This window comes from Stenotrophomonas sp. YJH_SMC_36, from assembly GCF_059369935.1.
Genome location: NZ_JCAFTD010000001.1, coordinates 644,134 through 657,672, shown reverse-complemented (window position 1 = coordinate 657,672; position 13,539 = coordinate 644,134). Strand labels below are relative to the sequence as shown.

13 protein-coding genes and 1 tRNA gene are annotated in these 13,539 nt (G+C 66.6%); 3 read left to right on the top strand and 11 right to left on the bottom strand.

Translation table 11 applies throughout. From position 1 onward, the window contains the following. Positions 1-93: 93 nt before the first annotated feature. The 8 genes from AC5P76_RS02840 to AC5P76_RS02805 form a co-directional block, all read right to left on the bottom strand. Entirely contained in the window at positions 94-1,401 is a 1,308-nt protein-coding gene (locus AC5P76_RS02840; protein WP_053519911.1) for an NADH-quinone oxidoreductase subunit D, read from the bottom strand. Further along, positions 1,398-2,144, bottom strand: coding sequence for an NADH-quinone oxidoreductase subunit C (locus tag AC5P76_RS02835; protein WP_065181852.1), 747 nt, complete (start codon positions 2,142-2,144; stop codon positions 1,398-1,400). Before AC5P76_RS02835 ends, AC5P76_RS02840 begins: the two co-directional genes overlap by 4 nt. A gap of 33 nt (positions 2,145-2,177) precedes the next feature. Further along, positions 2,178-2,732 carry a NuoB/complex I 20 kDa subunit family protein gene (locus tag AC5P76_RS02830; RefSeq protein WP_005410463.1) on the bottom strand — a complete coding sequence of 185 codons (555 nt, stop codon included), beginning with the start codon at positions 2,730-2,732 and terminating at the stop codon, positions 2,178-2,180. After that, positions 2,723-3,079: an NADH-quinone oxidoreductase subunit A gene (locus AC5P76_RS02825; protein ID WP_053519909.1), complete on the bottom strand. Its 357-nt coding sequence runs from the start codon at positions 3,077-3,079 to the stop codon at positions 2,723-2,725. The genes AC5P76_RS02830 and AC5P76_RS02825 overlap by 10 nt, the downstream gene beginning before the upstream one ends. 111 nt (positions 3,080-3,190) lie before the next feature. Beyond that, positions 3,191-3,275 (bottom strand) — tRNA-Leu (locus AC5P76_RS02820). 51 nt (positions 3,276-3,326) lie between these two features. Continuing rightward, complete coding sequence (secG, locus tag AC5P76_RS02815; protein ID WP_065175541.1) at positions 3,327-3,764, bottom strand: preprotein translocase subunit SecG; 438 nt, start codon at positions 3,762-3,764, stop codon at positions 3,327-3,329. A 33-nt stretch (positions 3,765-3,797) separates the two neighbouring features. Beyond that, a complete protein-coding gene (tpiA, locus tag AC5P76_RS02810) occupies positions 3,798-4,553 on the bottom strand; it encodes a triose-phosphate isomerase (RefSeq protein WP_053519907.1) in 756 nt (251 codons plus the stop codon). A gap of 620 nt (positions 4,554-5,173) precedes the next feature. Next, positions 5,174-6,151 carry an isopenicillin N synthase family dioxygenase gene (locus AC5P76_RS02805; protein WP_495222618.1) on the bottom strand — a complete coding sequence of 326 codons (978 nt, stop codon included), beginning with the start codon at positions 6,149-6,151 and terminating at the stop codon, positions 5,174-5,176. Positions 6,152-6,300: 149 nt separating this feature from the next. Here AC5P76_RS02805 and AC5P76_RS02800 point away from each other — a divergent pair, with 149 nt between their 5' ends. The 3 genes from AC5P76_RS02800 to AC5P76_RS02790 are packed head-to-tail and all read left to right on the top strand — an operon-like array spanning position 6,301 to position 10,199. Next, a complete protein-coding gene (locus AC5P76_RS02800; RefSeq protein WP_253118682.1) occupies positions 6,301-8,184 on the top strand; it encodes a DUF3413 domain-containing protein in 1,884 nt (627 codons plus the stop codon). Between the two features lie 19 nt (positions 8,185-8,203). Next, the gene (locus AC5P76_RS02795; protein WP_253118681.1) at positions 8,204-9,349 is read left to right on the top strand and encodes a glycosyltransferase family 4 protein; all 1,146 of its coding nucleotides are present in this window, start codon (positions 8,204-8,206) and stop codon (positions 9,347-9,349) included. Beyond that, a complete protein-coding gene (locus AC5P76_RS02790) occupies positions 9,342-10,199 on the top strand; it encodes a polysaccharide deacetylase family protein (protein ID WP_065181850.1) in 858 nt (285 codons plus the stop codon). The genes AC5P76_RS02795 and AC5P76_RS02790 overlap by 8 nt, the downstream gene beginning before the upstream one ends. An 85-nt stretch (positions 10,200-10,284) precedes the next feature. Here the strand turns inward: AC5P76_RS02790 and glmM are convergent, their stop codons facing one another. From glmM to trpA, 3 genes are all read right to left on the bottom strand, one after another. After that, complete coding sequence (gene glmM, locus AC5P76_RS02785; protein ID WP_053520077.1) at positions 10,285-11,649, bottom strand: phosphoglucosamine mutase; 1,365 nt, start codon at positions 11,647-11,649, stop codon at positions 10,285-10,287. Beyond that, positions 11,649-12,524 carry an acetyl-CoA carboxylase, carboxyltransferase subunit beta gene (gene accD / locus AC5P76_RS02780; protein ID WP_053520076.1) on the bottom strand — a complete coding sequence of 292 codons (876 nt, stop codon included), beginning with the start codon at positions 12,522-12,524 and terminating at the stop codon, positions 11,649-11,651. Before accD ends, glmM begins: the two co-directional genes overlap by 1 nt. A 205-nt stretch (positions 12,525-12,729) precedes the next feature. Next, positions 12,730-13,539 carry a tryptophan synthase subunit alpha gene (gene trpA, locus AC5P76_RS02775; RefSeq protein WP_065174902.1) on the bottom strand — a complete coding sequence of 270 codons (810 nt, stop codon included), beginning with the start codon at positions 13,537-13,539 and terminating at the stop codon, positions 12,730-12,732.

Below are 13,539 nucleotides of genomic sequence, written 5' to 3'. Positions count from 1 at the left end.
CGACCTCAGCGAAATGCATAACGTGAAATTCCAGGAACTGCGGCGCCGGCTTGCGCCGGCTGCCTGCAGCAGGCGTTGGCGTGGCAGACGGCATTACCGGTCAACCTCGCCGAACACCAGATCGTAGGTACCGATCATCGCCACCACGTCGGCCAGCATGTGGCCGCGCACGACCGAGTCGATCGAGGACAGGTGGGCGAAGCCAGGCGCACGCAGGTGCACGCGGAAGGGCTTGTTGGCGCCGTCGGAAACCAGGTAGCAGCCGAACTCACCCTTCGGGGCCTCCACCGCCGAGTAGGTCTCGCCGGCCGGCACGCAGTAGCCTTCGCTGAACAGCTTGAAGTGGTGGATCAGCGCTTCCATGTCGTCCTTCATGTCCTCGCGGCTGGGCGGAGCGACCTTGAAGTTCTTGACCATGACCGGGCCGGGGTTGGCCTTCAGCCATGCCACGCACTGCTTGATGATGCGGTTGGACTCACGCATCTCGGCGACGCGGACCAGATAACGGTCGTAGCAGTCGCCTTCCTTGCCCAGCGGAATGTCGAAATCAACGGCATCGTACTTGGCATACGGACGCTTCTTGCGCAGATCCCAGGCGATGCCCGAGCCGCGCAGCATGACGCCGGTCATGCCCCACTGGTGCGCCAGTTCCGGGGTGACCACGCCGATGCCGACGGTGCGCTGCTTCCAGATGCGGTTGTCGGTCAGCAGGGTTTCGTACTCGTCGACGCGACCCGGGAACTCATTGGTGAAGTTCTCCAGGAAATCCAGCAGCGAGCCCTCGCGCGAAGCATTGAGCTGCTTCAGCGCCTTGCCCTTGTGCCAACGGGATTCCTTGTACTTCGGCATGTGGTCCGGCAGGTCGCGGTAGACACCGCCCGGACGGTAGTACGCCGCGTGCATGCGCGCGCCGGAAACCGCTTCGTAGCAGTCCATCAGCTCTTCGCGCTCGCGGAAGGCATACAGCATCACCGCCATCGCGCCCAGGTCGAGCGCGTTGGAACCCAGCCACATCAGGTGGTTGAGGATGCGGGTGATCTCGTCGTACATGGTACGGATGTACTGCGCACGCTCCGGCGCTTCGATGCCCATCAGGGTCTCGATCGCGCGCACGTAGGCGTGCTCGTTGCACATCATCGACACGTAATCCAGGCGATCCATGTAACCGATCGACTGGTTGAACGGCTTGGACTCGGCCAGCTTCTCGGTACCACGATGCAGCAGGCCGACGTGCGGGTCGGCGCGCATGATGGTCTCGCCGTCCATCTCCAGGATCAGGCGCAGCACACCATGCGCGGCCGGATGCTGCGGGCCGAAGTTCATGGTGTAGTTGCGGATTTCCTGCCGGCTTTCGGCGGCATTGCTGGCGAACGCTTCGCCGGCCTGGTGTACGTGGCTCACTTCACTGCCTCCTGCGCGCGCTCGCCGGCTGCGGTCTGCAGACGGGCGTCGTCGCGGATCACGCGCGGCACGCCGACACGCGGCTCCACCGAGGTGACCGGTTCGTAGATCACGCGCTTCTTTTCTTCGTCGTAGCGCACTTCGACATTGCCGATCAGCGGGAAGTCCTTGCGGAACGGATGGCCGACGAAACCGTAGTCGGTCAGGATCCGGCGCAGGTCCGGGTGGCCTTCGAAGATCACGCCATACAGATCGAACGCTTCGCGCTCGAACCAGTTCAGGCCCGGCCAGATGCCGGTCAGCGAGGACACCACCGGCAGCGCTTCGTCAGGTGCGAAGCAGCGCAGGTGCATCATCAGGTTGTGCTGGTACGAGCGCAGCTGCGCCACCACGGCAAAGCGCTGGGTCGGCATGTGCTGCGGGCGGGCGCCTTCGGCACTCTCCTCGCTGGGGAACTCGCCCCACGCGAAGCGGCCCTGCGCCTTGCCCTCGACGCCGCGGCTGAAGCCGTGCGAGGACACGTCGGCGGTGTCCCATTCGTCGGAGCCATAGCCCAGGTAGTCCACGCCGCAGAGGTCCACGGCCTGCTCGAAACCAAACTCGTCACGCAGCGCCAGGGCGGTGGCGTGCCACTCGGCGGCAGGCACTTCCAGCGTCACTTCGCCGCGGGGTTCGACCACGATGACCTTCGCACCAGCGAAACGTGCGGAGAGTCGGTCGATGAAGGATGCTTGCTCTGCCATGGGGGCTTGGCGCGCTCTTGTCAGGTGAAGGGGTCAGCGGGCGATGGTCTGTGTACGCCAGATCTTCTTCTGCAGCTGCAGGATCCCGTACACCAGCGCCTCGGCGGTCGGCGGGCAGCCCGGGACGTAGACGTCCACCGGCACCACGCGATCACAGCCGCGCACGACAGAATAGGAATAGTGGTAATAACCACCGCCATTGGCACAGCTGCCCATGGAGATCACCCACTTGGGGTCGGGCATCTGGTCGTAGACCTTGCGCAGTGCCGGGGCCATCTTGTTGACCAGCGTACCGGCGACGATCATCACGTCGGACTGGCGCGGCGACGGGCGGAACACCACGCCGTAACGGTCCAGGTCCAGGCGCGCGGCGCCGGCGTGCATCATCTCCACGGCACAGCAGGCCAGGCCGAAGGTCATCGGCCACATCGAGCCGGTACGCGCCCAGTTCAGCAGGGCGTCGACGCTGGTGGTGACGAAGCCTTTTTCCAGCAGGGGATTGTCGCCTTCCGGCCGCAGGATGTCATCAACCCGCCCTTCCGGGGTCGGATTGTTCATCAGGCCATCGAGCGTCTGAATCACTCCCATTCCAGCGCTCCCTTCTTCCAGACGTAAATGAAACCGAGGAACAGCATGCCGACGAACAGGCCCATGGTGACCAGCGAACGGGCACCCAGCTCCATGAAGACCTGGGTCCACGGCACGATGAAGATGATTTCCAGGTCGAAGACGATGAACTGGATCGCGATCAGGTAATAGCGCACATCGAACTTCATGCGCGCGTCTTCGAACGCCTCGAAGCCGCACTCGTACGGCGAGAGCTTTTCCAGATCAGGGCGGCGGGGACCGAGGAGTCGGCCGACCAGCATCAGCACGACGCCGATACCGGTGGCAACGATCAGAAACAGCAGAGACGGCAAATATTCGGCCAGCACAGCGATTCTCTCTTGCCTCTGCCGCTGCGCCTGCAGGCGCTTTGGCATGGGGGAGTGGACGGGAATCGCCCTGGCGCATTGCGCGCCAGGTGAACCCGCTTTACTTACAAATGGTGCCCAAGAGGGGACTCGAACCCCTACGACTTGCGTCGCTACCACCTCAAGGTAGTGCGTCTACCAATTCCGCCACCTGGGCAAACGATCACATCAGACTATCTTCCCGATGCGCCGCGTATTGTAACCGGCTTCAGTCTTTCTGGGAGCCTTCCGACGGCTTTTCTTCACCAGAAACCGAAGATTCCGCCTGAGCCGGCACAGTCGCCGCCGGAACCGGGGCTGCCGGGACCTCATCGGCCTTCGGAACGGCCGGCAGTTCGCCCGCAGGGGCGGCCGGAGCGCTGGCCGCCGGGGCGGACATCAGACCCAGGTCCTGCTCGGCGGCAGGACGGCTGCCGTGGCCGGCATACCAGGCCATGAAGAGACTGATGCCGAAGAACACCACGGCCAGCCACTTGGTCGACTTGGACAGGAAGTTCGAGGCGCCACGCGCACCGAACACCGTTCCCGAGGCACCGGCACCAAAGCCCGAACCAGCCGCTGCGCCCGAGCCACGCTGCATCAGGATCAGCGCGATCATGGCTACGGCAACCAGCACGTAGACGACATTGAGGATCAACATCAGCATTGGAAATCCGCCCTCGGACAATACTTCTAGGATTTAGTTCGCGGCCGCCGCCTTCGCGATGGCCAGGAAGTCCGCAGCCACCAGGGAGGCGCCACCGACCAGCCCACCATCGACATCCGGCTGCGCGAACAGTTCCCCGGCATTGTCGGGCTTCACGCTGCCGCCGTAAAGAATGGGCAGTGAATCAGCAATTCTAGCATCGATGCGCGCGACTTCGCCACGGATGAACGCGTGCACCTGCTGCGCCTGCTCCTTGCTCGCGGTGCGGCCGGTGCCGATCGCCCAGACCGGCTCGTAGGCGACCACGGCGCTGGCGAAGCCGTCGGCACCGACGAGATCCAGCACCGGCGCCAGCTGGCTGGCGATGACCGATTCGGTCTGTCCGGCCTCGCGCTGCTCCAGGGTCTCACCCACGCACAGTACCGGCACCAGGCCGGCATGCAGGGCAGCGGCGAACTTGCGGGCAACCAGTTCGCTGCTCTCGTGGTGGTACTGGCGACGCTCGGAATGTCCAACCAGGCCGTAACGGGCACCGACCTCGTGCAGCATGGCCGCGCACACTTCGCCGGTGTAGGCCCCCTTCTCGTTGCTGCTCACGTCCTGGGCACCGAAGGTCATGCCGGTCGCGCCGAACTCCTCGACCAGCTCGCCCAGGTACGGCAGCGGCGGCAGGATGACGACATCGACCCCGTCCAGCGGCAGCCCCGCAGCCACCTGCCCCAGCAGTTCATTGGCGAATTGACGGCTGCCGTGCAGCTTCCAGTTTCCGGCGACGATCTTGCGGCGCATGAGCGGGTGGCTCCTGTGTGAAGTCAGCCGGTCATGATACCCGTTACGGCAAAAATCCGTTTCCGTGTAAGCGGTTACATGGATTTCCAGCCAACGGCGCGGCCCCTGGTGGCGGGGTGGGGTTGGTCGCGGGGAGCCCCGGGTAGTTGATCGGCCTGGCCGGGCGGGCGGGACTGCACAGGGGACGCTGCAAGTACGTCCCTGTAAGCTCGATCGCCGCATCCCTGCGGCTCACGCCCCTGCGCAGCCCCACCCGCCCGGCTTCTGACACATTCCGGCGGTTCCGCCCGCCACGGAAAGAGAAAAGAAGATCAAAGGCAAAAGCGGCGTTGCAGGTGACTACCGGGGTCAGATCCGGATCTGACCCCTGCCCCACCTCGGTGTGACAGATCTCATCCATCCGTCACCGGGAAACTGTCGAAGGCGGGGAGGTGTCGGATGGGGGGTGTCCGCGGCATGGATGCCGCGGCCAAGTCCCCAGGGATGGGTTTACGCCGTCCCCGCCATCCGACGCCTCCCCGCCTCCCCACGGAACATCCCGGAGCCGCTTTGGCTTTGGCTCGCCGGGCACGGCCCGGCGCTACCCGTAATGGAAAGGCCGCCTCGCGGCGGCCTTTTCATTACTTCAGCTTGATCTCGCGCAGGCGTTCCTCGAGGAAGCCGTGGGCGGTGATCGGCTCCGGATACCGGCTCGGGTTCTCCGGGGTGATGCAGGACGGCAGCACGTCGATCAGGAAGTCCGGGTTCGGGTGCAGGAAGAACGGCACCGAGTAGCGCGGCTGGCGGGCCAGCTCGCCCGGGGGATTGACCACGCGATGGATGGTGGAGGGATACACGTGATTGGTCAGGCGCTGCAGCATGTCGCCGATGTTGACCACGATGGTGTCCGCATCCGACGTGAACGGCACCCACTTGCCATCGTGCGACTGCACCTCCAGGCCCGCCGCACTGGCACCGACCAGCAGGGTGATGAAGTTGATGTCGCCATGCGCACCGGCACGCACGTTGGGAATGTCGTCGGTGGTGATCGGCGGGTAATGGATCGGGCGCAGGATCGAGTTGCCGAAATTGGTCTTGTCGGCGAAGAAATCCTCCGGCAGGCCGATGTGCAGCGCCAGCGCCGACAGCACGCGCGACCCGAGGTTGTCCAGCGCCTGGTACAGGCCGTAGCCCCGCTCACGGAAGCCCTCGACCTCGGTCGGCCACAGGTTCGGCGGCATCACGTCGCGGTACCTGGAGTCGTCGCCGATCTCCCGGCCGATGTGCCAGAACTCCTTCAGATCGAAGTGCTTGGACCCCTTCGCGGTTTCCACGCCGAACGGGGTATAGCCACGTGCACCGCCCCCGCCGGCCACGTGGTACTTCCGCTTGATCTCCTCCGGCAGGGCGAAGAAGGCCTTGAAGACATCGTAGGCCGCGTCGACGTCGGCCTGCGGAATGCCGTGGTTGCGGATGCCCGCGAATCCCCATTGGCGATAGGCCGCCCCCAGCTCGGCCACGAAGGCCTCGCGGTCGCTGTCAAAACGGGTGATGTCGAGGGTCGGGATCTGGCTCACAGCGGTTCCTGGCTTGTCATTGGGTCTGGAGGGCCGCCGCATTCAGGGCCCACCTGAACATTGTGACAGATCGCCCGCAGGTCGACACCGATACGTTGAAACAAACCGATACAATGCGCGACCCGCGCGCGGATCCGCCGGCCGCGGCGGCGCCGCCCCCTTGTCCCGCTCCTGCTGAACACGTACCGACGATGCCCTCCGCTCCACCCGCCGCCGATCCAGCTTCCCGACCCGGTTGTACCCAGCACTGGCGCCGGCTGGCCTGGTGGTCCTTGTTCGTGGCGGCAAACGCCGTACTGGCAGCCGTCATCACCCTGGGGAACGTGCCGCTGCGGGACAACCCCGGCGGCCCCGTCGGCCTGGCGTATCTGGCCGTTGCCCTGCCCGGCCACCTGCTGGCGTTCGGCGCGCTGGCCGGCCTGCTGCCGCTGCTGCTCGGACTGTGGGCCCGCAGCGCGCGTCCTCTGAGCATCGGCGCGGTGGTGCTGCAGGGCCTGTGGCTGTGCCTGCTGCTGGTCGATGCCAAGGTGTTCGCGCTGTACCGCTTCCACCTCAATGCCATGGTGGCGAACATGGTGTTCGGCGGCGCGCTGCACGATCAGGTCGCACTGTCGTGGAAGACCTGGCTGCAGGCGATCGCCCTGGTATCGGCCATCTTCGCCGCCGAAGCCCTGCTGGCGTGGGCCTGCTGGAAGCTGCTGCCCGCCCTGCCCCGACGGCGCCACGTCCTGCAGGCATGGACACTGGTCATCCTGCTGATGGCAGGTGGCCAGGTGGCGACCGCCTATTACGATGCACGCGGCGAGCGTGACGTGATCAGCCAGTGGAACTACCTGCCCTGGGCGCAGCCGATCACCGCCAAGAGCTTCATGCGTCGCCTGGGCGTGGTCAGCCAGCAGCAGGCGGGCCTGCCCGACCCCCGCCATGCCCAGCTGCACTACCCGCTGCATCCGCTGCGCTGCCAGAGCCACCGGCGGCCGAACGTGCTGATGGTGGTACTCGAATCACTCCGCCACGATGTGCTGACGCCACAGATCATGCCGAACACCACGGCATTGGCGCAGTCCTCCCGCGTCTACGAGCATCACTTCAGCACCGGCAACGCCACCCGCTACGGCCTGTTCGGCCTGCTCTACGGCCTTCCCGGTGGCTACTGGGCAAGCATGCTTGACGAGCAGCGTGGCTCGCAGCTGTTCCAGGTCCTGGGACAGCAGGGCTATGACCTGCACCTGTACGGCAGCGCGCCGATGTACAGCCCGGAATTCGACCGCACCGTGTTCGCCGATGTCCGTGACCAGCTGCACCAGGGGCCGTCGGCACTGAAGCCCGATGGCCGCGACCGTGCCATCGTCGCGTCGCTGCAGCAGGACATCCGTAGCAGCCAGGCCGCGCAGCGCCCGTGGTTCGGTTTCGTGTTCCTCGACTCCACCCACGCGCCCTACCACCTGCCGGCCGACTATCCGCCCCTGGCCACGCCGATGGCCGCGGACATCGACTTCCTCAAGTTCGGGCCGGACCACGATCCGACGCCGGAACTGAACCGCTATCACACCTCCGTCCACTACGCCGACAGCCTGGTCGGATCGCTGCTCGATACCCTGCGTGCGCAGGGCCTGGAGCAGGACACCATCGTGCTGGTCACTGGCGATCACGCAGAGGAGTTCAACGACCTCGCGCTGAACTACTGGGGCCACAACGGCAACTTCTCCGACTACCAGTTGCAGGTGCCGTTCGTGCTGCACTGGCCGGGCGAGGCCAGCGGCCGTGATGCGCGCACCAGCTCGCATGAGGACTGGGTGCCCACGCTGATGCGGCACGCCCTGGGCTGCGAGAACCCGCTGGCCGACTACAGCACCGGCCAGGATCTGCTGGCGGCCCCGGAAGGGCTCCGTGCCCTGGTGGTGGAGAGCTGGTCGCAGCGCGCCGTCCGCCACGGCGATGCCCTCTACGTGTTCGACAAGTTCGGCAATGCCACCGCGCTGGATCGGCACTATCGCCCACTGCCACAACAGGCGCCGAACGCAGCCGCGATCCGTTCCGCCTGGGAAGCGCTGACGCGCTTCCGCAATCGTTGATATCAAGGATCGAGTCCGCATGAAACGTTCGCTGCGCATCCTGCACACCGAAGCCGCCAAGGGAATGGGCGGGCAGGAGATCTACATCTTCCGCCACATGCAGGCCATGCGCGCGCGCGGCCACGACGTCTCGCTGCTGTGCCAGCCCGAGGCACGGCTGGCGCAGCTGGCGCGCGATGACGGCTTCACCGTGCATACGCTGCGCATGGGAGGGCTGGCGCGCCTGCTGCGCGGCATCTGGTCGGTTTCGCGCCTGGTGCGCCGCGAACGCTATGACGTGGTGAACACCACCAGCCGTCGCGACGCCTTGATTGCCGCCGCCGGCGCCCGCCTCGGCGGTGCGCCGCTGGTGGTGCGCTCGCGCCACCTGATGAGTCCGGTCAACTCGCTGCTGACCTATACCCGCCTGCCGCACCGGGTGCTGACCGTCAGCAGCTTCGTCAAGCAGCTGCTGGCCGACCGTGGCATTCCCGCTGAGCGCATCGGCATCGTGCCGCCGATCGCGGTTCCACCGCGCTGGACCGATATCCGCAAGGAAGATCCGTGGCAGTGCCTGCAGGACGTGCGTGCCGAAGTCCGTGCCGAGCTCGGCTTCGGCGAACAGGACATCGTGGTCGGCTGCGTGGCGGTGCTGCGCGAGCCCAAGGGCCATGCCGATCTGCTGCAGGCAATGGTGCCGCTGTGCAAGGCCAATCCGAACCTGCACCTGGTGGTGATCGGCGACGGGCAGCCAGTGATGGAGCGCCTGCAGGCGATGTGCGCCGAGCACGGCCTGCAGTCGCAGGTCCACCTGCTCGGCTACCGCGACGGCGCCTGCCGGCTGATGGCCGGCTTCGATATCTTCGCCCTCGCCTCGCACAAGGAAGCCGCCGGCACCGTGTTCCTGGAAGCGGCGTACGTCGGCGTGCCGATCGTGGCGACGCGGGTTGGTGGCGTGCCGGAGATGGTCGTGGACGGCAGCAATGCGATCCTCACCCGGCTGGGCGACAATGCTGCCCTGACGGGCGCTCTGCGCCTGCTGGTGGACGATCCGGAACGGCGCCGGCAGATGGGCCGTGCCGGCTGGGAATGGATGCGCGCTGCGCACCGCTTCACACCCACCGGCCACGGCGAGACCACCGAACACTACTACCGCCAGTGGCTGAAGGAGCTGGGACATGGCTGATGCCCGAACCGTACCGGTGCTGATGCACCATCACGTCAGTCCGTCGCCCGGCATGATCACGGTGTCGCCGGAGAATTTCGAAAGCCAGATTGCCTGGCTGGCCAACAGTGGCTGGACCTCACTGACACTGGAGCAGTACGCCGGGTTCCTGGCCGGCAGGCCGGTGCCGCGCCGGTCGATCGTCATCACCTTCGACGATGGCTACCTGGACAACTGGGTCTACGCGCATCCGATCCTGCAGAAGTACGGCATGCACGCGGTGGTGTTCGTGGTCACCGGATGGATGGGCGAAGGCCCGGTGCGGCCGCATGCAGGCCTGCCCGGCGCGGTACTGCCGGCAACGCCGGACCATCGCGGCTGCGAGGCCGCCATCTACGAGCAGGGGCGCAGCGACGATGTGATGATGCGCTGGAGCGAAGCGCGCGCGGCGATCGACGCGGGCACCTTCGAGGTGCATTGCCATACCCACACCCATACACGCTGGTTGCGCCGCGAAGACCTGGACCGCGCGCAGCGCCGGGCCGGCATCAGCAACGACCTGGCACTCTCGCGCCAGGTCCTGCAGGACAAGCTGGGCGAAGTTTCGGACACATTGTGCTGGCCGTACGGTGACTTCGACGATGACCATGTCGAAGTCGCGCGCGAGCAGGGGTTCCGTTACCTGCATACCACCCACCCGTTCGGCCGCAACGTGATCGGCGGCGATCCCGAACGCATCTACCGCTTCGCGATCCGCAACCGGCCGGCCAGCTGGTTGCGCAAGCGCATCGCGCAGAGCTACAACCCGTTGATCGCGCCGCTGTTCAACGGCTTCAAGGCCCGCCAGAAGAAGATGGTGCCGGGCCCCTGAGTCCGCCTCGGCCCAGCAGCGGCCCTCTGAACAGAAAACGCCCCGGTCGTCCGGGGCGTTGTCCGTTGCGGAACCACCTGCGGGCTCAGGCCGCGGCGGCGGCCTTCACTGCGGCCGACAGGCGATCCAGCGTGTCCTGCATCAGTGTTGCGTCATCGGCCTCGACCGTCACCCGCACCACCGGCTCGGTGCCGGACGGGCGCAGGAATGCGCGCCCACGGCCGGCCACGGCCTGCTGCGCCTCCAGCAGTGCCGACTGCACGCTTTCGGCCTGCACGGTGGTCTTGGCCGAGACATTGCCCAAGCGCACGTTCACCGTCTTCTGCGGGACCTTCACCAGCGGCTGCAACGCCTGCCGCAGCGTCTGTCCGCTGCTGCGCAGCGCAAGCAGCACCTGCAGCGCACTGACGATGCCGTCACCGGTCGTGGCCCGGTCCAGGCACAGCAGATGGCCCGACGCTTCGCCACCGAGCACGCCGTCACCTTCGATCAGTGCCTGGTGCACGTAGCGGTCGCCGACGTTGCTGCGCTGGAACGGAATCTGCAGGTCGGCCAGCGCCTTCTCCAGTCCATAGTTGCTCATCAGCGTGCCGACCACCGGCCCACGCAGGCGACCTTCCGCCTGCCAGGTGCGTGCCAGGATGTACAGCAGGTCATCGCCGTCGACCGGATTGCCCTGGTCGTCAGCCATCAGCACGCGATCGCCGTCACCGTCGAAGGCGATGCCGAGATCGGCACGGGTCTCGCGGACCTTGGCGGCGAGGTTGTCGATATGGGTCGAACCGACGCCGGCATTGATGTTCACCCCGTTCGGCTCGGCACCGATGCCGATGACCTCGGCACCCAGCTCGCGGAACAGCAGCGGGGCGATCTGGTAGGTGGCACCATGCGCGCAGTCCAGTACCAGACGTACGCCACGCAGATCGAATGCACGCGGCACGCTGGCCTTGCAGAACTCGATGTAGCGGCCTACGGCCTCGCGCGCGCGCGACGCCTTGCCCAGCCGCTCCGATTCGGCCGTGGTGAAGGGCACGTCCAGTGCGGCTTCCAGCGCCAGTTCGGTGGCGTCGTCCAGTTTCTCGCCCTGTGCGGAGAAGAACTTGATGCCGTTGTCGTAATGCGGGTTGTGCGAAGCACTGATGACGATGCCTGCATCAACGCCCAAGGTGCGGGTCAGGAACGCCACCGCCGGGGTGGGCATCGGGCCCAGCAGCTGCACATCTGTGCCGGCGGCAACCAGGCCCGCCTCCAGCGCCGCCTCGAACATGTAGCCGGAAATGCGGGTGTCCTTGCCGATCACCACGATCGGGCGGCGCCCGTCCTGGCCGTGCCGGGCCACCAGCACGCGGCCCAGCGCATTGCCCAGGCGCAGCACGAAGTCGGCCGAGATCGCTCCCTCACCGACACGTCCGCGGATGCCATCAGTACCGAAGTACTTGCGGCCTCCCATCAAGCCACCTCCGGCGCCGGCTGGCGGCCCAGCATCGCCAGCAGGTCGGACAGGCGGTCACGCATTTCGCGGCGGTCGCAGATCTGGTCGATGGCACCATGCTCCAGCAGGAATTCCGAACGCTGGAAACCTTCCGGCAGTTTTTCGCGCACGGTCTGTTCGATCACGCGCGGGCCGGCGAATCCGATCAGCGCTTGCGGCTCGGCAATGTTGATGTCACCCAGCATCGCGAACGAGGCCGATACGCCACCGGTGGTGGGATGGGTCAGCACCGAGATGTACGGCAGGCCGGCTTCACGCAGCTTGCCCAGCGCAGCCGAGGTCTTGGCCATCTGCATCAGCGAGAACAGGCCTTCCTGCATGCGCGCGCCGCCACTGGCGGAGAAGCAGACGTAAGGCGCACCGATCTCCACGGCAGCCTCGGCCGCCAGCGAGAAGCGCTCGCCGACCACCGAACCCATCGAACCGCCCATGAAGGCGAAATCGAACGAGGACGCGACCAGCGGACGGCCCTTGAGCAGGCCGCGCATGGCGATCAGCGCGTCGTACTCGCCGGTGTTCTTCTGCGCGATCTTGATGCGCTCGCTGTACTTCTTCTGGTCCTTGAACTTCAGCAGGTCGGTCGGCCCCAGGCGCGCGCCGATCTCGGTGGTGCTGTCCGCATCGAACAGCGCGGCCAGGCGCGCGCGCGCGCGGATCGCCATGTGGTGGCCGCACTTCGGGCAGACCTCCAGGTTCTCTTCCAGTTCCGGCCGGTACAGCGCGCTGCCGCAGTTGCTGCACTTTTCCCACAGGCCCTCGGGGACGCTGCGCTTCTTGCTGGGGGTGTTGTCGGTGCGGATGCCGGACGGCATCAACTTGCTGAGCCAACTCATGCGGGAGGACACTTCCGTTCAGGGCGGCCCGGGGGCCGCAAAGGCGGACAGTCTAGCTCCGCTTTCCCCGCCCGTGCACCCCTTGCCGGCCTGTGGGCGGCGGCGGAAAAACCATGCTGGGACGTACGTTTAGCGCAGGCAGCGCCGGGCCACGCCCGGCGGATACGCCGTAGCGCGCACCGCCGGGCATGGCCGGGCGCTGCCGTCAGGCGTCCAGGGCCTGGCGCAGGGGCGCCAGGAATGCGTGCGCCCGCTGGGCCGCCTCTTCGGCCGAGGTCGCTTCGGCCAGTGCCGCGACCAGGGCGCTGCCCACCACCACACCGTCTGCCTCGCGCGCCATGGCCGCCGCACTGGCGGCATCGCGGATGCCGAAGCCGGCCACCACCGGGACCGTGGCCCGTTCACGCAGCGCCTGCAGGCGTACGCTGGCGGCCTCGCTGTCGAGGCGGTCGGACGCACCGGTGACACCGGCAAAACTGACGTAGTACAGGTAGCCCCGCGCCAGCGCGAGCAGTTTGTCCGCGCGTGCCGGGCTGGTGGTCGGGGAGGCAAGCAGGACCAGGGCCAGGCCTTCCGCATCAAAGGCCTGCTGGGCTTCGCCGGCTTCCTCCGGCGGCAGGTCGACCAGCAGCACGCCATCCACGCCGGCGCTCACCGCGGCCTTGGCGAATGCCGCGTAGCCATGGATCTCCACAGGATTGAGATAGCCCATCAGCACCACCGGCGTCTGCGCATCGCGCTGGCGGAACTGCGCTACCGCCTGCAGGACGTAACGGCTGCCTGCACCGCGCGCCAGCGCACGTTCGGAACTGCGCTGGATGGTCGGGCCGTCGGCCATCGGATCGGAGAACGGCACCCCCAGTTCGATCACATCGGCGCCCGCCTCAACCAGTGCATGCATGACCGGCACGGTTGCTTCCAGCAGAGGATCGCCAGCGGTGACGAAGGGAATCAGTGCCTTGCGCTGCTGTTCGCGCAGGCGCTGGAAACAGGCGTCGAGTCGGGATACGGGCAT